The 20976-nt window shown below is 62.2% G+C and carries 17 protein-coding genes; 5 read left to right on the top strand and 12 right to left on the bottom strand.

Translation table 11 applies throughout. From position 1 onward, the window contains the following. Window positions 1-197 precede the first annotated feature (197 nt). The 5 genes from NKI61_RS23020 to uxuA form a co-directional block, all read right to left on the bottom strand. Window positions 198-1850 carry an FAD-binding dehydrogenase gene (locus NKI61_RS23020; protein WP_023729466.1) on the bottom strand — a complete coding sequence of 551 codons (1653 nt, stop codon included), beginning with the start codon at window positions 1848-1850 and terminating at the stop codon, window positions 198-200. 49 nt (window positions 1851-1899) lie between these two features. After that, complete coding sequence (locus tag NKI61_RS23025) at window positions 1900-3612, bottom strand: aldehyde dehydrogenase family protein (protein WP_352840936.1); 1713 nt, start codon at window positions 3610-3612, stop codon at window positions 1900-1902. A 79-nt stretch (window positions 3613-3691) separates the two neighbouring features. Further along, complete coding sequence (locus NKI61_RS23030; RefSeq protein WP_031238077.1) at window positions 3692-4864, bottom strand: alanine racemase; 1173 nt, start codon at window positions 4862-4864, stop codon at window positions 3692-3694. Beyond that, the gene (locus NKI61_RS23035; protein WP_023687893.1) at window positions 4861-6150 is read right to left on the bottom strand and encodes a D-arabinono-1,4-lactone oxidase; all 1290 of its coding nucleotides are present in this window, start codon (window positions 6148-6150) and stop codon (window positions 4861-4863) included. The genes NKI61_RS23030 and NKI61_RS23035 overlap by 4 nt, the downstream gene beginning before the upstream one ends. An 880-nt stretch (window positions 6151-7030) precedes the next feature. After that, a complete protein-coding gene (gene uxuA / locus NKI61_RS23040) occupies window positions 7031-8215 on the bottom strand; it encodes a mannonate dehydratase (protein ID WP_023668111.1) in 1185 nt (394 codons plus the stop codon). A gap of 83 nt (window positions 8216-8298) precedes the next feature. On the opposite strand from uxuA, the gene NKI61_RS23045 reads away from it, so the two are divergent. After that, complete coding sequence (locus tag NKI61_RS23045; RefSeq protein WP_023668110.1) at window positions 8299-9084, top strand: SDR family NAD(P)-dependent oxidoreductase; 786 nt, start codon at window positions 8299-8301, stop codon at window positions 9082-9084. 49 nt (window positions 9085-9133) lie between these two features. Here the strand turns inward: NKI61_RS23045 and NKI61_RS23050 are convergent, their stop codons facing one another. Then, window positions 9134-9970 carry an amidohydrolase family protein gene (locus NKI61_RS23050; protein ID WP_352840938.1) on the bottom strand — a complete coding sequence of 279 codons (837 nt, stop codon included), beginning with the start codon at window positions 9968-9970 and terminating at the stop codon, window positions 9134-9136. 69 nt (window positions 9971-10039) lie between these two features. Further along, window positions 10040-11569 carry an MDR family MFS transporter gene (locus tag NKI61_RS23055; protein ID WP_352840939.1) on the bottom strand — a complete coding sequence of 510 codons (1530 nt, stop codon included), beginning with the start codon at window positions 11567-11569 and terminating at the stop codon, window positions 10040-10042. Window positions 11570-11685: 116 nt separating this feature from the next. On the opposite strand from NKI61_RS23055, the gene NKI61_RS23060 reads away from it, so the two are divergent. Beyond that, entirely contained in the window at window positions 11686-12324 is a 639-nt protein-coding gene (locus NKI61_RS23060) for a MarR family winged helix-turn-helix transcriptional regulator (protein WP_352840942.1), read from the top strand. A 74-nt stretch (window positions 12325-12398) separates the two neighbouring features. On the opposite strand, the gene NKI61_RS23065 is transcribed toward NKI61_RS23060, so the two are convergent. Genes NKI61_RS23065 through NKI61_RS23085 form a run of 5 tightly spaced genes read right to left on the bottom strand, consistent with a single transcriptional unit; the run spans window position 12399 to window position 17330 of the window. Beyond that, window positions 12399-13601 carry a mandelate racemase/muconate lactonizing enzyme family protein gene (locus NKI61_RS23065; RefSeq protein ID WP_352840943.1) on the bottom strand — a complete coding sequence of 401 codons (1203 nt, stop codon included), beginning with the start codon at window positions 13599-13601 and terminating at the stop codon, window positions 12399-12401. A gap of 8 nt (window positions 13602-13609) precedes the next feature. Next, complete coding sequence (locus NKI61_RS23070) at window positions 13610-13936, bottom strand: NIPSNAP family protein (protein ID WP_023712163.1); 327 nt, start codon at window positions 13934-13936, stop codon at window positions 13610-13612. Window positions 13937-13983: 47 nt separating this feature from the next. Beyond that, window positions 13984-15342, bottom strand: coding sequence for a mandelate racemase/muconate lactonizing enzyme family protein (locus tag NKI61_RS23075; protein ID WP_352840945.1), 1359 nt, complete (start codon window positions 15340-15342; stop codon window positions 13984-13986). Window positions 15343-15398: 56 nt separating this feature from the next. Further along, window positions 15399-16565 carry a mandelate racemase/muconate lactonizing enzyme family protein gene (locus NKI61_RS23080; protein WP_023712165.1) on the bottom strand — a complete coding sequence of 389 codons (1167 nt, stop codon included), beginning with the start codon at window positions 16563-16565 and terminating at the stop codon, window positions 15399-15401. Window positions 16566-16619: 54 nt separating this feature from the next. Further along, on the bottom strand, window positions 16620-17330 hold the full coding sequence (locus NKI61_RS23085) for a GntR family transcriptional regulator (RefSeq protein WP_023681193.1): 711 nt from the start codon (window positions 17328-17330) through the stop codon (window positions 16620-16622). 205 nt (window positions 17331-17535) lie between these two features. On the opposite strand from NKI61_RS23085, the gene NKI61_RS23090 reads away from it, so the two are divergent. From NKI61_RS23090 to NKI61_RS23100, 3 genes are all read left to right on the top strand, one after another. Continuing rightward, complete coding sequence (locus NKI61_RS23090) at window positions 17536-19014, top strand: ABC transporter substrate-binding protein (RefSeq protein WP_023712166.1); 1479 nt, start codon at window positions 17536-17538, stop codon at window positions 19012-19014. Between the two features lie 81 nt (window positions 19015-19095). Further along, window positions 19096-20055 carry a carbohydrate ABC transporter permease gene (locus NKI61_RS23095; RefSeq protein WP_023714611.1) on the top strand — a complete coding sequence of 320 codons (960 nt, stop codon included), beginning with the start codon at window positions 19096-19098 and terminating at the stop codon, window positions 20053-20055. Beyond that, complete coding sequence (locus NKI61_RS23100) at window positions 20052-20942, top strand: carbohydrate ABC transporter permease (RefSeq protein WP_023714612.1); 891 nt, start codon at window positions 20052-20054, stop codon at window positions 20940-20942. Before NKI61_RS23095 ends, NKI61_RS23100 begins: the two co-directional genes overlap by 4 nt. The last annotated feature ends 34 nt before the right edge of the window (window positions 20943-20976 follow it).

Here is a 20976-nt window from a genome sequence, read left to right on the forward strand (position 1 = left end):
ATTTCGCGGTGGCGCCAGCGTAACGCAGGCCTCTGATGGGCCGCAGCGCCGAGCACCAGCGCATGGGAACCGTCGGCGCCGGCAAGCCGCAACTCGCTGACCGCCTGGGTTGCCGCAAGCGATCGAAAGCAGTCGCTATCCATGGAACATGGCGGATGTCCTGTTCTCATCGACCTTTTCTTGGCCCGCCAGCCGCGTCACCTGCCCGCGGCGTGCCGGCCTGCGTTCCTGCCGGAGAAGATGCAGCTGCCGAGAAATGTCCCTTCCAGCGCATTGTAGCCGTGATAGCCGCCGCCACCGCCGCCGGCCACCTCGCCTGCCGCATAGAGCCCGGCAATGGGCGCGCCATTGCCATCGAGAACCTGCGAATTGAGATTGGTGTGCAGGCCGCCAAGCGTTTTGCGCGTCAGGATTTTGAGGCGCACCGCGATCAGCGGCCCGTGCCTGGGATCGAGTATCTTGTGCGGCTTGGTCACCCGGAAGATCTTGTCGCCGATGTAGTTGCGGGCGCCGCGGATGGCTGTGACCTGCGCATCCTTGGTATAGGCATGGTCGACCTCTCGATCGCGCGCCACGATCTGGGCGTTGAGCCCGTCGTAGTCGAGCAGATTGTCGCCTGACAGCGCGTTCATCCCGGCGACCAAGTCGGCCAGGTTGTCGCGGACGACGAAGTCCTCGCCCTTTTCCAGGAACGCTGCCACCGATGGTGGCGCCTTGCCGCCGCGCCGGTTCTTCAGCACGGCCCGCCAATCCTTGGCCGTAAAGTCTAGGTTTTGCTCCGAACCCGACAGCACGAACTCCTTCGAAGCGATCGTCTTGCTCAGCACGAACCAGGAATAATCGTGTCCCGTCGACAGGATACGCTTCAAGGTGCCGAGCGAATCGAAGCTCGGGAAGAACGGCGCCTCCATGCGTTGTCCCAGAGCATCGAACCATAGCGGCGACGGCGCCGACAGGATGCGAATGCCGTGGTTCGGCCAGATCGGATCCCAGTTCTTGATCCCCTCGACATAGTGCCACATGCGGTCGGCGTTGATGACGGCCCCGCCGGCGTCCTGGGTGATCGCCACCATGCGGCCGTCGACATGGTGCGGCACGCCGGCAACCATACGCTTCGGCGCTGGCCCCAGCCGCCCGACCGGCCAGACCTTGCGAACCAACTCATGATTGCCGCCGATCCCGCCGGAGGTGACGATCACGACACCGGCCGAAAGGTCGAAATCGCCGACGGCCGTGCGGCTCGACTGCTTGCCGCGCTCGACATCGGATGCCTCCAGAATTTCGCCCGCGACGCCGGTGACCGCGCCGTTGGTCTTGATCAGCCGGCTGACCTGATGACGGAATTTCAAAGTGATCAGCCCTTTGGCGACGTGCTCGCGCACGCGCCTTTCGAACGGCGCGACCACGCCCGGCCCAGTGCCCCATGTCAGGTGGAAGCGCGGCACTGAATTGCCGTGGCCATTGGCCAGCGCGCCGCCGCGCTCGGCCCAGCCGACCACCGGCCACCAGCGCATGCCCATGGCGTAGAGCCACGGCCGCATCTCGCCGGCGGCGAAATCGACATAGGCTTCCGCCACTTTCCTTGGCCAATGGTCCTCGGGCCGGTCGAACTGGGCAGAGCCCAGCCAATCCTGCCAGGCGAGGTCGCGGCTGTCCTTGATGCGCAGGCGGCGTTGCTCGGGCGTGTTGACCAAAAACAGGCCGCCGAGCGACCAGAATGCCTGGCCGCCGAGAAAACCGCCACCCTCTTGCTCGACGATGATCACGCGTTTGCCGGCATCGCCGAGTTCCGCGGCTGCGGCCAGGCCGGCCAGCCCGCCGCCAACGATGATTGCATCCGCGTCAGCCATTGTCGTAGCTCCTGTGCCGGCTTTTGTTTTTGAGATCGGATGCTCGTTGCTAGCCGCGCAGCGCGTTCCAGATAATGCGCGGCAGCTTCATGAGGCTCGGCCGGTAGTTGAACTCGGTGATCAGGCGGCCGACCATGTGTGCCCTTTTGTGGGTCAGGAACCAGGCCGGCTTCGGCATGATGCGGAACGGCGCTTCGAGCACGCTGCGTTCCGGTCTGTCGAACAAATAGGTGTTGTGGACGACGCCGATGCCGCTCTGCACGTCGTCGAGCGTGTGGCCAGGGAAAGCACCCCAGGTCGGGCGCAGCAGCGCGAACAGAACGCCGCTCCAGGAATTGATGCCGATGCCGCCATAGCGCAGTTCGGCAATGATTTCCTCGAAGCGCTGCCGGCCGATCTCGGCGATCGTCCTGGGATGGATGAGGATGTTGGCGGCAAGCGTGCCGTGCAGCTTTTCATTGGCGTAGGCGACAGCGGCGCGCAGATAGGATTCCGCATTGCCCGCCGGCAGCCGCATGACGCTGAGCGCCGGCGCGAACACCTCGGCATTTTCGAGATAGGTATCCGTGCCCGGCCGGAACGGCACCACCACGCAGGCCGGCCCGCCGGGCCGCTCGAATTTCTGTACGCTGTCGGCATGCGCCTCGAAGGCGGCGAGGCGCTCGGTCGCGCCGGGATAATAGGCCGGGCGCGACGGGGCTTTCTGCATCATCTTTTCGAGGGCCGCCAGAAGCGCGTCGGATTTGTCCCAGCCTTCGGGCAACACGAGCATTTGGCAGGCGATACAGTTGAAACCGGAATTGTTGAGCTTCTGTGTGGCGATCAGTTCGGCATGGTAGGCGATGTCGGCATTCGACCATGGGCCGGGCACCACGATGGTCGGCGCCACGCCGCCAAGCTCAGAGGTGATACGCCGGCTGTTGCGCGGCGTGCCCGCCGCCTTGTTCTTGCGGCCCTCCTCGCCGGGACCCCAGACGATCGCGTCATGCGAGGCGGCGGCACCGGTGATGTGGATGTCGTCAACGAGATCGTGGTTGCACAGATACGCGCCGACATCGGTGCCGCCGCGCACGATGCGCAGCGCGCCGAATTCGATCAGCGGCCGCAGCGCCGGCCGCAGGAAATCAACGAGGTAATCATTGACCGGGTTCATCTTGAGCAGAACCACCTGGTGCTCGACCAAAAGCTTGTGCAGGCAGTCGAGCGGCGCGATCGAGGCGACATTGCCGGCGCCGAGCACGAGGCCGATCTTGCCCTTGCGGCTGGTGCGCGGCGCGTCATAGGCCGATGCGGTGTTTGCGGCGAGGTTCGCCTTGGTCACGCCGGGCTGCATCCAGATCTCTGCCTTCAGCCCGGTGAACAGCACCTTGTCCCAAAGCGAATTCGGAACCACCGTCACCGCCACCTGTCCGCTAGGCAAGGTGCGGACCGGCAGTCTGTCGAGGAACTTCTTGCCCTCCATCAGGCTCAGCGTGTGGATGAACTGGTTGCAGCCATCCATCAGCGCCGCCGGGCCAGCCAGCCATTCCTCACCTTCCAGCGGCGAGCCGGTCGGGATGCCCTTCTTGCGCGTCGCGGTTTTGACCCACGCCTCGGCGACCTCGCGGATGTGATCCTTGACCTGCCGCAGCAAGGCGATCCGCTCGCCATTCGAGGTCTGCGCCCAGTCGTCCTTCCTGGCGTCGAGATCGGTGAGCGCGAGGTCGAGTTCGGCTGCCCATTCAGGCTGCACGGGCTGGGTTTTGACTGCCTTGGCAACCATCCTATCCTCCTCCACCTCGATCTCTTTGTTTGACGCAATTCCTGTGGGAAAACCGCTTCACACTTTTCCTGGAATTGCTCTACGAAAACGGCAGTGCGGCCCATTGCTCGACGAATTTCCCGCCGGAATAGACCTGGATCGAACCGAACTGCTGTAGCACGAATTCGCTCTGCGTCGGACGCAGGAAGGCGTAGTCGTCAGGCCCGACATTGACGTTGTCGGGCAGCGCCATGAATTGCTGATTGGTCGAAAAGCCGAACGTCTTGTCGGTCTTCATCCCCACGGGATGGACGGGCTTCGCCATCCATTTTCCGCCATAGAGAAAACAGCCGCGCCGCGGCAACAGCCCGAGCTTCTGCAGCAGCCAGGAGCGCTGGTCGAGGCCCGGCGCCTGGGAATCGACCACTTTCAGGATCGGCGTCGCGATGAATGCGGCAGGCCGCAATTGGCTGAGGCTCGGCACATCGAAATCGGTCGGCAGCATAAAAGCCGATCCGATGGACAATTCATTGGCGCCGACCCAGCTGTCATAGAGCAATGCGGTGCTGCTGCCGCCAAGATTGAGGATCTTGCGCTGGTCGGCGGCAAGGCAAGCGACATACTGGCGAAACAGGCTGATCGCCTTGACGCGCGCCTTGGCCGGTCCTCCCAGCAGTTTGGGGATATGGCCGATATGCGCCTCGTAGGCCATGACGCCTTCGCATTTCAGCCGCGGGTAATTCGCCAACGCGGAAACTGCCCGGGCCAGTGAGTCGGGATCGCTGATACCGCCGCGATGAAGGCCGACATCGACCTCGAAGCAGACGCGCAGCTCGCGGTCGAGCTCGGCGGCAAGCGAGCCATAGGCGGCCAGCCGCTCCTCGGTATCGATCAGCCAGACGATGCGCGACGTAGCTTCGCCGAGCCCGGCGAGAACGCCCTTCGTCAGCGCGTGCCTGGCGCCGGCAACCGGCATCGGCTTGCCCAACAGGAGATCGACTTGGGGAAACACTTTCAGCATCTCGGCGCTGATCGGCAGATGAAAGGTCATCAGCCTGTCGGTCGCAAACGCCGCGCGGATATAGTCGATCAGCGGCAGGCATGGCAGCGACTTGTCGACGAGGCGCAGATCGAGGCCCGTGGCGAACTTCGCCTTGATCGCAGCGATGTTGTGATCGAGCCGGTCGAGATCGAGCACCAGGCAAGGCTGAAAGATCCCGGCTGCCCTGAGCGCGCCCGACATTTCCGCGAAATAGGTGTCGGTCAGGCTCATGCCGCGACGCCGAGCAGCCTGGCAATATAGGGCGACACGAAGCGGTTGTCCGGGTCCATCTCGCGGCGGACCGCCATCGCATCGTTCCAGCGCGGATAGAGCGCGCTCAATTCCCTTGATGTCAGGCTGTGCATCTTGCCCCAATGCGGGCGGCCGCCGCGCTTCCTGAAGATCGGCTCGGCGGCGTTGAAGAACGCCATCGGATCGCGCTCGACGCCGTGATGGATGGCGATGGAACAGGTCGGGCGCTTGTAGAAGGGGCTGAGCCAGACATTGTCGGGCGCGACGACGCGCACCTCCATCGGAAAATAGACCTCTGGAAACCGCGTCTCGAGCAGCGCAATGATTTCGCTGAGTGCGGCCGCCCCTTCCTCGAACGGCAGGTGGTATTCCATCTCGTTGAACTTGACGTTGCGCTCGGAGGTGAAGACCTTCAGCCACTCCTCGACATAATCCTCGGCCGGCACCTTGGCGAAGGCCGAGCCGATGAGACGGCGGCGCAGCCAAGGGAGCCAGCTGAGATAGTCGCGCAGTTTTCTCAGCGTCGTCACCGCATCGTCGTCTTCCGTCGGCGGACGCACCGTCGCCGGCGCCTCGGTGATGTCGCTGGCAATCAGCAGCGCCTGGCCGGAAAACGGCACATAGTAGAACTCGGCCGAACGATGCGCCGTCATGGTGCTTTCGAATTGCGCAAGCACATCGGCAATCGGCGCCGTCCAGCGGCGGTGCCGCATCCGGTAACTCGCCACGTTGCGGATCGTCACTTCGGTGACGGCGCCGAAAGCGCCGAGCGAAGCGCCCATGGCTTCGATCATGTCGGGGCTCTTGGCACGGTCGAACTCTTTCACGGCGCCACGCCCGTCGACGATCTGCATCGCCTCGAGCTGGGTATGGTAAGCGCCGAGCGTGATGCCCGAGCCGTGGGTGGCGGTGCCCAGCGCCCCGCCGAACGCCTGCTTGTCGATGTCGCCCATGTTCGGCAGCGCCTGGCCGACGCCGTGCAACAGCTTTGCCAGCGCGCCGATCTTGGTGCCGGCGCCGACCCGTGCTGTCAGCCTTTCGGGATCGTGCGACCTCAGGCCCTCGAAGCGATCAAGCGACAGGATCGTCCCGTCATTCTTAACCAGAGGCGTGAAGGAATGGCCCGTGCCAGCGAATCGAACAGGTCCCGGCGCGTTGCGAATGGCACCACTCAGCTCATCGAGACTCTGCGGTTCGGCAAAAGCCTGCGGCGTGGCCGTGACATAGCCCGACCAATTGCTCCACTGGCTGATAGCCTCTCCCAAAATTGCCTCCCTGGGACGCCGGCTTTGCCGGTCTTTCTCCTAGCGCTGAATAATATGATACATACTCAGCTTTTCGGATATGATACATTGTCAGCTTTCTGTCAACCTGGCAATCGGAGGTGTCTTGTGTGGTCCCGTGTTCAAGTGCATGGCCTTTCGCCATGATTGGGCGCATTCCGATAGTGAGATTATCTCTAGGCAATTAAAAGGACAAACAAGGACACAAATATAATTAAAACAATCTACTTAAATCTCATCAAAAGAGCTTTGCGCTCATCCCGTTTTATTCTGATTTTTATTTCATGTTCGTCATAGTTTATATATCCATAAAACATGCAGCATGCTAACAAAACCAAAAAAATACCTCTCCTACCATGGCTTTCTCGGAAGTCACTGCTGCCAAACGCAACCACCCATCCGCCAATTCCGTAAATAACCAATGTTGAAGTGAATAAAACGAAAAACATCGAGAAAACGTATAGTTTCTTTAACGCATTCCGACGACCGTCGTACCCATCCATCACTACAGTTCCCTTGCTTGCGCGAACGTAAATCAATACTGCATTATTCGTGATTCATACTTGATTTCCGAGTACCCCTCTAGCTCGCCTCGGGGCAACGGAACTTCACTACACAATAGCACGCCGCCAGGTCGTGGGGCGAACGGCTAGGTTCCTCGTCCGTCAGCGAGCCGCGCGCCGTACTAAGGGCCGTGCAAATCCATGAGGGCAACCGGCTGTATCACGAGCCTCACCGCGACCGGGCGATCGTGATCGAGCGTGGTATCTGATTGTCATCGGACGACATTCCGCGCCGGCCGCATTATCTACAGCGACGCACGCTGAGCCGGCGTCGGCATTGAACGCAGTTCGTTGCCCCTTCAAGCCAGCCCAAACGTTTCCACGGCCCGCATGATGCCGCGCAATTCGGCCAAGCCCTTCAGGCGCCCGATCAGCGAGTAGCCGGGATTGATCCTTGTCTTGCCGATATCGTCGGCGAGCAGGTGGCCATGGTCCGGCCGCATCGGGATTTGCCAGTCGGCGCGCCCCTCCTTGCGGCGGCGCGCCTCCTCCTGCATCAGCGCCAGGATGACATGCGCCATGTCGGTGCCGCCTTCGAGATGCTCGGCCTCGTAGAACGAGCCGTCATCCTCGATGGTGATGTTGCGCAGATGGGCGAAGTGGATGCGGTCGGCGAATTCCTTGACCATGGCGACGATGTCGTTGTCGGCGCGCGTGCCGTAGGACCCGGTGCAGAACGTCAGCCCATTGGCCTGGCTGTCGACGGCATTGAGAATGAAACGCGCATCCTCGGCGGTCGAAACGACGCGCGGCAGGCCGTAGAGCGAAAACGGCGGATCGTCGGGGTGGATACACATGCGCACCCCCTCCTCTTCCGCCACCGGAATGATCTCGCGCAGGAACCACGCGAGGTTGTCGCGCAACTCCTTCGGCCCGATCCCGTCATAGTCCGCAAGCGCCTCGCGAAAACTGTCGCGGTCATACTTGCGCTCTGTAGCCGGCAGGCCGGCGATCAGATTGCGCTCGATCTGGTCGATCTTCTCGGGCGGCAATTCCTTCAGCCGCGCTTCCGCCTGCGCAATACGCGCCGGCGTGTAGCTGTCAGCTCCGTTCTTGCGCTTCAGCACGAACAGATCGTAGGCGGCGAAATCAACGGCATCAAAACGCAGGGCGTAGCCTGTCGTCGGCAGCCGGTAGGCAAGATCGGTGCGGGTCCAGTCCACCACCGGCATGAAATTGTAGCAGATCGTGGCGATGCCGGCCTTGGCCAGCGCGCGGATCGAATCGCGGTAATAGCCGGCATAGCGCTCGCGTTCCTGCGCGCCGATCTTGATGGAATTGTGGACCGGAATGCTCTCGACGACCGACCAGGTCAGTCCTGCTTCCTGGATAATGCGCTTGCGCTCCAGCACTTCGGCCTCAGGCCACGCCCGGCCGTCATAGATATGGTGGAGCGCCGAGACCACGCCGGTGGCGCCCGCCTGCTTGACATGATCGAGCGTCACCGGATCATCGGGCCCATACCAGCGCCAGCATTGTTCCATTTTCGGCTTTCCTTCTGCGAGAGGTTGGCAACTTATTGTTGGACCCCGATGGGAGTCGATAGAAAATGGAGGAGTTTTTAGAAATGATGGATTTCGACGGCAAGGTCGCCCTGGTGACCGGGACGACCGGAATCGGCCTGGCAACCGCCACACGCCTTGCGGCCGGTGGCGCCGCAATCATCGCCTGCGGCATCGACCGCGCCGCCAACGCGTCATTGAAAGCGCAACTGGAAAGCACTGGAGCAGCAGCGCTGGTCATCGACACCGACGTCGCCGTTTCCGATCAGGTGCGCGACGCGGTCGCGGCTGGCGTCGCGAAGTTCGGCGGCCTGGATGTCATCGTCAATTCAGCCGCCGTCCATCCCTATGGCACGGCGACGACCACCGACTGGGAAACCTGGAACCGAACGATGACGGTCAATGTCGGCTCGATCTACCTGACCGCGCATTTCGGCATTCCGGAAATGATCAAGCGCGGAGGCGGCGCCATCGTCAACGTCGCCTCGGTGCAGGGCTTTGCCTGCCAGCAGAACGTCGCCGCCTATGCCACGACCAAGGGCGCCATCCACACGCTGACGCGCTCGCTGGCGCTCGACTACGCGGCATCAGGCATCCGCGTCAATTCGGTCAGCCCGGGCTCGATCCGCACGCCGATCCTGGAGAAGGCTGCGCGCGGTGACGGCGGCAGCGATGCCGATGTCGAAGAGGCCTACAAGCGGTTCGGCGCGGCGCATCCGCTCGGCCGTATCGGCGAACCGGAGGAAGTGGCGGAACTCATCGCCTTCCTGTGCTCGTCGAAGGCCGGTTTCTGCACCGGCGCGGACTACAGGATCGATGGCGGCCTGACGGCAGGTATTGGCGTGAAGTAGCGCTATGATGGCGTTCTGCGCGCTTGCAGGCAATCGGTGTCCGACCGCGCTACAGCTTCCACATCCGCTTGGCATTGCCCGACAGCAATTTCGTCCTCTCCTCAGGGCTGGCGCCCGCGATCAGCGCGTGTGTCGCCGCCACCCAGGTGGCAAGGCCACCGCCAAGCGTGCACACCGGCCAGTCGCTGCCCCACACGACGCGGTCCCAGCCGAAAATGCCGATCGTGTGCTCGACATAGGGGCGCAAGGTCTCGACGGTCCATGAGCCGGCATCGGCATAGGCGACGACGCCGGAGATCTTGCCGATGACATTGGGACGCCGCGCGATCTCGGTCAAATGCTCGCGCCACGGATGTTCCGCACTGGCCTTGATGTCGGGCACGCCGCAATGGTCGAGCACGAACTGCACATCCGGCGCCAGATCAGCGAGCGCAACCGCCCTTGGAATTTGATGCGGCAGGACGACGAGGTCGAAGGTCAGGCCTGTGCCGGCAAGCCGCTTGATGTTTTCGCGAAACAGAACGCTGTCCGAAAGCTCGTCCGGCATGACATGCAGCACGCGGCGGAACCCCTTGACGAAAGGGTCGGCTTGCTGGCGCCCGAGATAGGCGGCGAAGCCGGCCTCCTCCGGGCGGCAGGAGGCGATCGCCCCGCGCAACAGACTGCCCTTCTCCAGCGACTGCGCCTTCACATGGCTGGTCTCGGCCTGGATGTCGGCTTCATCGACGTCGACCTCCATATGCAGCGCGGCCTCGATACCGGCGCGGCGGGCCTGGATCGCATATTCTGCGTGCGGGAAATCGCGGTTGAGCGCCGACTCGCGGCTGAGCCAGGGATAGCGCAGCGCCGACAGGTCGATCAGGTGCAGATGAGTGTCGATGATCATGGCTGTCCTCCTCGGTGATTTCAGATCATCGCCAAATGCCTAAACCCAGCGCATGACACAAGCTTTGGCTCAGGCCCGCTTCGGGATCTCTTTGTCCTCGAGCAGCAGCGTCAGCCCCATGGCGACGAAATAGAGCGCCGCCACCCAGATGAACATCACGTTGAAGCCACTGGAGTAATGGTCGAGCACCACTTCGCGGATCGCGCCCGGCAGGCTCGATGCGAGGTGCGGCGTCAACCCGTTCAGGCCACCCGGCAGCAGGGCGGCGGCGTCTGCAGGAAGCTCGGCTGTCTGCCGGTTCAGCGCCCAGATCATCACCGCGCCGTTCAGCGCCAGTCCGAGCGATGCTCCGAGCGTCCGCGCCTGGGTGATCAGCGATGTCACCGCGCCGATATCCTGTAGGGGTGCTGCCGCCTGGATCGCCACGATCAGCACCTGGAACTGCAGGCCCATGCTGATGCCGAACACTGCCATCATCGTCGCCAGCACCCAGATCGGCGTGTGCTGGTTGGTGAGGACGAAGCCCAGCATCAGAAACCCGCCGATACCCATGGCGACCACCGGCATCCATTTGTAGCGTCCGGTTGCCGCGATCACCCGCCCGGCCACGATCGAAATGACCATGGACGTGAGCGACGCCGGCAGGAACAGGAAGCCTACCTCGGCCGGGCTCAGGCCCGTCAGCGTCTGCATGTAGAGGGCGAAATAGAAGAACATACCCAGCGTCACCGTTCCGGCGACCAGCGACACGCCCGAGACGATGCTGACCGTCGAATTGCCGAACAGCCGCAGAGGTAAGATCGGCTCTTCGGCCCGCCGCTCGACCATGACGAACAAGGTGATGGCGGCCACTGCCAGCAGCGGCAGCGCGAAGGTGATGAGGTCCGGTCCGTTGGGGTCGAGCACGTGATAGCCCCAATAAACGATCGCCGTCGTGCCGATGGCGAGCAGCGCGCCGCCGAGATAGTCGATGCGGTGCCGCTTCTCGTTGAACCGGCTGCGCATGGCGAAGGCCAGCACCGCCAGCACGATGATGCCTATCGGCAGATTGACCAGGAACACCCAGCGCCAGCCGAACAGGCTGGTGATGTAGCCGCCGGCCAACGGGCCGAGCACTGATGACAGCGCGAACACCGCCGAACTGTAGCCCTGATATTTCGCGCGGTCGCGCGGCGAAAACAGTTCGCCGATCATGGCGAAGGCCGAGACCATCAGGCCGCCACCGCCGATGCCTTGCAGCACGCGCGCGGCGATCAGGCTCTCCATCGACCATGCCATGCCGCAGACCAGCGAGCCCAGCAGGAACAGGCCGATCGCCGTCAGCACGACATTCTTGCGGCCATACATGTCGCCGAGTTTGCCGTAGAATGGCGAGACCGCGGCGGTCGACAGCAGGTAGGCGGCACCGACCCAGCCGAACAAATGCAGATTGCCGAGTTCGCCGGCAATGGTGGGCAAGGCGGTGACGACGATCTGCATGTCGATGGTTGCCATGAACATGGCGATCAGCGCGCCGAAATAGACGATCAAGGTCGTAAGGTCGGGCCTGACTTGGGCCTCCACGGGCGCTGTGTCCGGCAGCGTCTGCTCGACAGTCATCGGTGTCTCCGTAGCTTGGGGCGCGATTTATGTGCCCACAGCCGAGAGGTGTCAACCAGATATATGCGCTCAGCATATAATTGACATCAGCATATATTCTTGCTAACGCGCTATGGATGAGCAGCAACGCATCCAGCAGTCCGGACCGATTTCCATCCCTGTTCCAGACGCGCGGCGATCGGGACCTCGCCGGTCTGGCGCGCGGCAGCGGCCTGTCCGAACCGGCGGCCGAGGCCGTGGCCGCCATCGATGCGGTAATGAGCAAGGTGCGCCGCTCGATCCAGCGCCGCGACTTCGGCCGCATGATCCTGGCGCGCGTAGACCCTTCGCTGGAAGTGAGCCATCTCGATGCGATCAGCGCCATCGCGAACAATCCGATTTTCAGCGCTACCCAGCAGGATGAGGTGACGGTTGGCGTCATCGCCGAGCGCCTCGAGATCGATCCGTCGCGCGCCAGCCGCATCGCGGCCGACCTCGTCGAACGCGGCTATGCCTGCCGTGTCGCATCGCAACGCGATGCCCGCCGCATCTGCCTCAAACTCACCGCCAAGGGTGAGCGCCTCGTGGCGGCGGTGCGCCAGACCAAATGGCGGATTTTCGCCGGATCGCTGGCACGATGGGATGAGCAGGACCTGGTAACGTTCGCCACCTTGCTGGAACGCTTCGCCGGTTGGGCCATGGACGAAGCCGGGATGAAAACATCCGCCGAGGCCGTCAAGCAGTTGATGGACGAGATGCTGCCCGAAACGAAATAGGCGCCACGGCGTGGACGCCCACCCATGTATGCGAGCCCTTCGATAGCCCTTGACGCTCAGGTCGCCTCGGATCGTTATCGGTCGAAGAAACCGGCGTCCTCTTCCGCCAAGTATTTCTTCGCTGCCTTGGCGTCGATATCGAGGCCGAGTCCCGGAGCTTCGAGCAGGTCCACCATACTGTCCCTGACGATCTGCCCCTTGGGCAGGCCGATGACGATGTCCTCCCACCAGGGGTCGGAGGCGCTGGGATATTCGAAGGCGATGTAGTTGGCCGGCAGCGTGGCGCAGACATTGATCAGCGCGCCGAGGCCGAGCAGCCCGTTCGCCGTGCCGTGCGGCGCCATCATGATCGAGTGCATGTAGGCGTGCTCGGCCACCCATTTGAGCTCGGCGATGCCGCCGATGTCGGCGGGATCCGGACCGATGACGCGAACCGCCTGCGTCTCGATCAGTTCCTTGAAGTTATGGCGCAGGTAGATCTGCTCGCCCGTGTGGATGGGGGTGGACGTCGATGTGGTGAGTTCGCGGTAGGCTTGCGGGTTGACCCACGGCACATAGTCGCCGGTCAACATGTCCTCCAGCCACATCAGATTGTATTTTTCGACGGCCCGCGCGAAGCGGATGGCGTCGGGCAGGAACCAGCCGGGGCCGCAATCCAGCGCCAGCGAGACCTCGTCGCCGAGCACCTCCTTCATGGCGATGACGCATTCGATCATATGCGCCATGCCGCGCTCGCTGATCTGCCCCTGGTCCATCGCGCCGTGATAGGTCGGCGGCTGACGCACGCCGTAGTGGAAGTCGGGGACGCTGGTCTTCATGTTGGAATGAAAGCTGATGCCTTGCTTGACCATGAAGAAGTTTTCCGGCCGCTCCATCATCCATTTGACGTCGGCCGCGTAATCCTCCGGCCTGTCGCCGGTGCGCTTCTTGCGGATGGAACCGTTATAGACCCGCACCTTGTCGCGCACCTTGCCGCCGAGCAGCTTGTAGACCGGAACGCCTGCCGCCTTGCCGGCGATGTCCCACAGAGCATGCTCGATAGCGCTGACGGCGGCGCCGTAGGGCTTGAACGAGCCGCGCTGGCGGATTTTCAACATCACGCGTTCGACATCGGTCGGGTCCTCGCCGATCAGCGCGTCGCGGAAATGCAGCACCCAGGGCTTGAGATAAGACTTGGTGTACTCAACCTCGCCGAGGCCATGGAGGCCTTCGTCGGTGACGATGCGCACGATGGGATGCTTGCCGATGACGGCGCACCTGAGATCGGTGATCTTCATGATGTCCTCTATTTCACCGACGAGAAGGCGGTTGGCGCGAGAAACTGGCTGGAAATATTGGCCAGGATCGGGCCATCGCGCTCGGACTCGTCGCGGGCCTCGAGCCATGCCGGATCGGTGGTGAAGGCCTTCCATTTCACTTCGCGCTCGGCAAGGGATTCCCAGGCGATGAAATAGGTCAGTCGATTGCTGCTTTCGCCGACCACCGTGGTGAAGAACCCGGCCTGGCGAATGCCATGTCTATCCCACAGCGCCAAGGTATGGTCGTTGAAACGCTTGAGCAGCGCCGGCAGTTGGCCCGGCACGCAGTCGTAAATGCGAAGTTCGTAGATCATGGTCCATCCTTCTGTTCACCTCTCCCTCCGAGGAAAGAAGTGTAGAGTCAGCTCCAGGTGCGGTCCCAGGAATATTCGTCGTCCCAGTGATCGGTCGGTTGCCAGATGCCGGTGACGCCGGGCTGCAGGTGCTGGCTGATCACTTCGTCGACGATGTCGTCGATGCCCAGACCAGGCTTGTCGGGCACGGTGATGAAGCCGTCCTTGACCAGCGGCTTGGGCAGGCCGGTGACGATATCGTCCCACCAGTCGACTTCGACGCTGTGATATTCGAGCGCCATGAAGTTTTCCGTGGCTACAGCGACATGCGCGGCGGCCATTGCCGCGATCGGGCTTTCCGCCATGTGAATGGCCATGGCAACGCCATGCTCCTGCGCCGCGTCGCCGATCTTCTTGGTCTCGAGAATGCCGCCGGTGGTCAGCAGATCCGGATGGATGACCGAGATGCCGGCGTTGAGCAGTGGCTCGAAGCCTTCCTTGAGGTAGATGTCCTCACCCGTGCAGATCGGCACCGAGGTCGCCTGCTGCAGCTGCCGATACTGCTCGGTGTACTGCCAGGGGATCACGTCCTCGAGCCAGGCCGGCGCGTATTTCTCGATCCGCCGGGCCAGACGGATGCCGTCCTGCAGCGAGATGTGGCCGACATGGTCGATGGCGAGCGGGACCTCGTAGCCGATCACCTCGCGGACCTCGTGAATATATTGATCGAGCAGGTCGAGGCCCTTTTCGGTGAAATGGAGGCCGGTGAAGGGATGCGGCACGTTCTGCGCATCATAGGCGGCGTTGCGCGCCCGGCGCTCGTCCAGCGTGCGTGCCGGGCCGCGAGCGGCATGGCTGCGGAAACCGTCGAGCACGCCGGCCGGCGCCACCACTGCGCCCGATATGTGCGCGATCTGCGCCAGACCGAGATCCATCTTGAGGAAGGTGAAGCCAAGATCCATCCGCGCCTTGAGCCGCTTGCCGGTCTCGGTGCCGCTGGGCTTGTCCGCGTCGGTGTCGCAATAGACCCGCACCTTGTCGCGGAACCGTCCGCCAAGCATCTGGTAGACCGGCACGCCGTAGGCCTTGCCAGCGAGATCCCACAGCGCGATCTCGACTGCCGAGACACCACCACCTTGCCGTCCATGGCCGCCAAATTGCTTGATGCGGCGGAACAGCCGGTCGACGTCGCAAGGGTTCTCGCCCAGCAACCGGCTCTTGAGCATCAGCGCATAGGTCGCGCTGGCGCCGTCGCGCACTTCGCCCAGGCCGACAATGCCCTGGTTGGTGTAGATCTTGACCAGCGCCGAGGTGAACGGTGCGCCGACGATTTCGGCGACGCGCAGGTCGGTGATGCACAGGTCGCTCGGCCTGGAGTTCGTATTTACCCGATTGAGCGCCTCGCCGGCGCTACCCGTCTTTGCCATGGCTTATCCTCGTTCTGACTGGTGGCGCCCCGCACGCCCGGCCGGCATGAGCGTTGCTAGCCAAGCTCTATCTCGTGGGCCTGCAGGTAGTCGCGGTTCATCTCGACGCCCAGACCCGGCTTCGACGTCAGCTTGAGGCTGCCGTTCGAAACGTCGAGCGGTCTGTCGATGAGGTGATTGTATTTATCAAGGTTCCACTCGGACGTTTCGAGCTTGTAGAAGTTGGGAACCGTCATCATCACCTGCGCTCCCGCAACCACGTTGATCGGTCCGGCGGCGTCATGGGGCGAGACCGGGATGTAATAGGCTTCGCACAGGGCGGAAATCTTCTTCAGTTCGGTAATGCCGCCGGTCCAGGTGACGTCCGGCATGATGTAGTCGGCAAGCCTGTTCTCGAGCACCGGCACGAAATCCCACTTGGTGTGGCCGCGCTCGCCCCACGAGATAGGGGCGCTGACCTTCTCGCGCACTTGCTTCAGGGCATTGAGGCTCTCGGGCGGGCAAGGCTCCTCGAACCAGTCGATCTGGCCGGCTTCCTCGAGGCTTCGGCAGAGGCGAATGGCGGTGGGGACGTCGAAGCGGCCATGCGCGTCGATGAGAATGTCGACATCGGGCCCCGCCGTTTCACGGATCAAAGCCGTTAGTTCGGCAGCCTCGCGCTCGTCCTTGCGGGTCATGCCGCCATCGAGGTAGCCGTCCCGCTGTTCGCGCGCCAAGCCATCGGCGATGCGGCCCTGGTGGGGGAAAGGATCGAACTTCAGCCCGGTGTGTCCGGATTCGACGATGTCTCGAATTTCGCGGACCACAGCCTCCTTGCTGTTAAACTTGGCCTGGTTGGGATGGGTATAGAGCGCGATTTCATCGCGCACCGGTCCGCCCAGCAGCTCGTAGATCGGCTTGCCTAGAACTTTGCCGCGAATGTCCCAGAGCGCTATGTCGATAGCGCTCACGCATTCGACTGCGGCGCCGCGGCTGCCCATATAGGTGAAGCTGCGGAAAATCTTGTGCCAGAGATGCTCGATGCGCGCCGGATCCTCACCTGTGACGGCAACACCGATCTGCCGCAGGATCGTGCACAGCGCGCGGTTGGCGAGCCTTGTGGTGGTGGTGATTTCCCCCCAGCCACTCACCCCTTCGTCGGTCGTCACCTCGACGAACAGGAACTCCCCCCAATAGGAAGCATCGGACTTGATCAGCCACGGCCGAACGCTCGTGATTTTCATCTCTCAACTACCTCTGTCTGATGGCCGGACCAATGATTTTCTGGGCTGGAAGTTCTATCCGGCCCGAGCGGCGTTGCGCGCACGCATCTGTTCGAGAACGTGCCGGCCGGAACCCTCGACATGGCGGGCAATGAGTTCGGCCGCCTCGTCGGCATTTCCGGCTTTGATATGCGCGATGAGCTCGCGGTGTTCACGCATGATGGCGGCCCGCCGCGCGAGCGTGAAATTGAAACGCCGGCTCACGGCTCGCAGCACTTCGCGATGCTTCCACCAAAGCTCGGCGGCATGGCGGTTGTAGTGGCGCTGGTACATTACGGTGTGGAAGGCGGTATCCAGTTCACTGTGCCGCAATGTGTCGGTGAAGTTGTTCTCTTCGATCAGAGCCTGGATGCGTTCGAGTTCGGCGATGTCCTCGCCGGTCGCCATGTTCACGAACCATCGCGTCAGGGCCGGCTCGATCAGGACTCCGATCTCGTAGATATCCCGGACAAAATCCTGGTCTATGGGCCGGACGCGCGCGCCACGGTTGGCGACAAAGGTGACGAAGCCCTCCCCTCGCAACAGCTGCAGCGCCTCGCGTACGGGGTTGGTCGAGGTGCCGTGACGCCGGGCGAGATCGGTAACCACAAGTCGTTCGTTGGCGGCGAGCCGTCCCTCGATGATGTCTTCCCGGATCAGTTCATAAAGCGAGGCGCCCTCGCTGGACGCCCCGATGGGATCAATCCCCACGGGTGGCTCTGCTTTGAAATCGCTTGTTTCGGCCAAAGCCGGCTCCCCCGATTAGTACATCACATGCTCGATATCATACACGGGTTTTGCAAACAATGTACGATCGGGTGCGTTGACAGGCAATCCACGATCTGAAAACGTACCAGATGATCGAAGGGATACATTGAGCAGAAGGACGCATCCCGCACGGTCGAACGAGCCCCTTGGCGCACAGCGGCATGGGAGAATCTGGGAGGATACTATGACGAGGATTACACTCGGCGGTGCCGTCCTGCGCGGCACTGTCGCCACTGCTTTGATGGCGTCGCTCATGTCGGGATCGGCGCTGGGTTCGCCGCCAGTCGATTTGAGCAAGTGGTCGCCGGAATATGTGCGCTCCATCGCCGGCACACAGGATTTCGACACGGCCGCCGATTGCGGCAAGGTCACTCCGCTCGACTACAAGGGGCGACTGACGTTCTGGTATCAGGGCGTGTTCGAGGGCGACCCCGACCTGCTGCGTCAGTACTACAAGGATTTCTTCGAGACCTTCCGCAAGACCTATCCGAACATCCAGCTCGAGGATCAGGCCCTCACCTACAACGACCTTCTCGACAAGTTCCGCACGGCGCTGCTGGGCAATGCCGCGCCGATGGCGGTCCGCCTGCAAATCCTGGGTGGAACCGAGTTCGCCTCGAAGGGTTATCTGCAGCCGCTCAAGCCGGAAGATGTGGGCTATCCCACGGAGGATTTCTGGCCCGGCGCCATGAAGGCGGTAACCTGGGATGGCGTGACCTACGGCATTCCCACCAACAATGAGACGATGGCGTTCATCTGGAACGCCGACATCTTCAAGCGTGCGGGCCTCGATCCGGACAAGGCTCCGGCGACCTGGGACGACGTCGTCAAATATTCCAAGCAGATCCATGACAAGCTCGGCATAGCCGGCTACGGCCTCGTGGCGCGCAAGAACGCCGGCAACACGCCGTACCGCTTCATGCCGCAACTATGGGCCTATGGCGGCGGTGTCTTCGACGAAGCCTCCGCGAACCCGACCTATAAGGAGGTCGAGCTCAATAGCCCGCAGAGCAAGGCGGCGTTGCAAGCCTCCTACGACATGTATGTTCGCGACAAGTCGGTTCCGGTCTCGGCCCTCACCAACCAGCAGGCCGATAACCAGCCCCTGTTCGTCGCCGGCCAACTCGGCATGATGGTCTCGCACCCGTCCGACTATAACGTCATGCTCGACCTGCAGAAGAAGGCAACGGGCGCCGACAAGGAGAAGGCGCAGACCGTCATCGACAACATGCGCTATGGCCTGATTCCGACCGGCCCCGACGGCAAGCGCGCCGTCGTGTTTGGCGGCTCGAACATTCACATCCTGAAGCCCGAATATGTCGAGGGCGGCAAGGTGGACGAGCCGGCTGCAAAGGCCATCATCTGCATGTGGACGAGCCCTGAATGGTCGCTGAAGATGGCGTATGCCGGCTCGAACCCGGGCAACCTCAACGGCTTCAAGACCAAATGGATGAAGGAACGTCTGGACAACATCAAGTTCCTCGATGTCACCACCTCGATGTTGCCATACGGCATTCCGTTCCCGGCGCTGCCGCAGTCGCCCGAGATCATGAATATCATCGTCCCGGACATGCTGCAGAACGCCCTGACCGGAGCGATGACCGTCGACCAGGCTGCCGACGATGCGGCCGAGAAGGTGAAAAACCTGATGGACGGACTCTAGTCCGGGCCTGACCTGCGATCCGACCGGCTGTGCCGACAGTGCGTGCAGCCGGTTTGCTCCTAACAACAAGGGCACGCCATCGTGACGATCGTGACCGGCAAGGCCGAGGCTCGCCGAAGATTGCAACCCGGTAGCTCCGGCGTGCTGCGGAATATCTGGGAGCATCGCGCCGACTACGCTTACGTGCTTCCAGCGATCGCCGTGATGCTCATCGTCATCGCCTATCCGATCTACTACACGGTCGAGCTGTCGTTCTTTAAGACGCCGCCTGGCCTGCAGCTCCGCGACAAGACCTTTATCGGATTGGACAACTACACGGCCATCGTCACCAGTCAGGTGTTCTGGAAAGTCACCTTGAACACCCTGATCTGGACGATCGCATCTACCTTCGTTGCCTTTGCCTTGGGATTTGCCGCCGCGCTGGCCCTCCACCGCGAGTTTATCGGCCGGGGTGTCCTGCGCGCTATCCTGATCATTCCCTGGGTCATCAGCGCGGTTGCCGCCTCCTATATCTGGAAGTGGATCTACCATTCGGACTTCGGCATCATCGGCGCGGTGCTGGTCGGCCTCGGATTGGCTGACCGGCCGCCGAACTTCATCGACAACGTCAGCACGGTGCTGCCCTCCTTGATCGTCGTCAATATCTGGCGCGAGTTTCCGTTTGCCATGATCATGATGATGGCCGGTTTGCAGACGGTCCCCGACCAGTTGTTGCGCGCCGCGGAAGTCGACGGGGCCAATGCATGGCAGCGTTTCTGGCACGTCACCTTCCCGCATCTGCGCAACGTCTCGACGGTGACGATCCTGCTGCTCGCAGTGGCCAATTTCAATTCCTTCATCATCCCGTGGATCATGACCGGTGGCGGGCCGTCGAACGCTTCGCACATCTGGATCACCCACATTTATGAGCTCGCCTTCGGCCGGCAGCGATGGGGCGTCGCATCGGCCTATTCGGTACTCCTGTTCCTCATGCTGATGGTGCTGGGCTACTTCTACGTCCGTGCGCTGGCCGGCAACGAGCGCAAAGAGGGGAGCGCATGAGCACGATCGTCGAGACAGTCCCTCGACGTCCGGCCCGGCGCCGCATGCGCATCGACGGATGGCGTTGGGCCGGGCGCATCTTCCTCGTGTTCATGCTGCTTTACACCGCGTTGCCGATGATCTGGATGCTGATCACCTCGATCAAGTCCGGCTTCGCGGCGATGCAGTTCCCACCGCAATGGTGGCCGGAAGAGCCTACCCTGGCCAGCTACCAAAAGCTGCTCGATCCGCAAAACAGCGTCGGCCAGGACTTCCTGCGTTTTTTCTGGAACAGCCTCTACGTGTCGACCGTCACCACAATCCTTTCGGTGATCGTGGCCGTTCCTGCGGCCTACGCCTTTTCGCGCTTTCGTTTCCCCGGTCGAAACTTCCTGTTCTTCACCGTGCTTTTGCGCAACATGTTCCCGGCGGTGATCTTTCTCGTGCCGCTCTTCATCCTGATGCGCGCGATCGGGCTGGTGAACACGCATGGCTCGCTCATTCTCACCTATCTCACCTTCGGCCTGCCGCTGGCGATCTGGCTGCTCAAGGGCTTTTACGACAACATTCCGGTGCAGCTCGAGCAGGCGGCGCGGATCGATGGGGCGACCCGGTTCCAGGCCTTCATCCTGATCGTGATGCCTCTCTCGACGCCCGGAATCATCGCCACAGCTATCTATTCCTTCATTGGCGCCTGGAACGAGTACATCTATGCCTACACCTTCCTTTCCAAGAACGAGCAGTTGACCCTGCCGGTCGGCATACAACGTTTCTTCTCGGAGAATACGACGGACTTTCCGGGCCTGATGGCGGCCAGCTTCATGATGAGCGTGCCCGTCGTGGTGCTGTTCCTCCTCCTGCAACGATACTTCGTACGCGCCCTTACAGAAGGCGCGGTCAAACACTAGAGCCGGATGATTTCAGGTCTGTTCGACCTGAAAT

Source organism: Mesorhizobium sp. M0514 (assembly GCF_040321145.1).
Classification (GTDB): Bacteria; Pseudomonadota; Alphaproteobacteria; order Rhizobiales; family Rhizobiaceae; genus Mesorhizobium.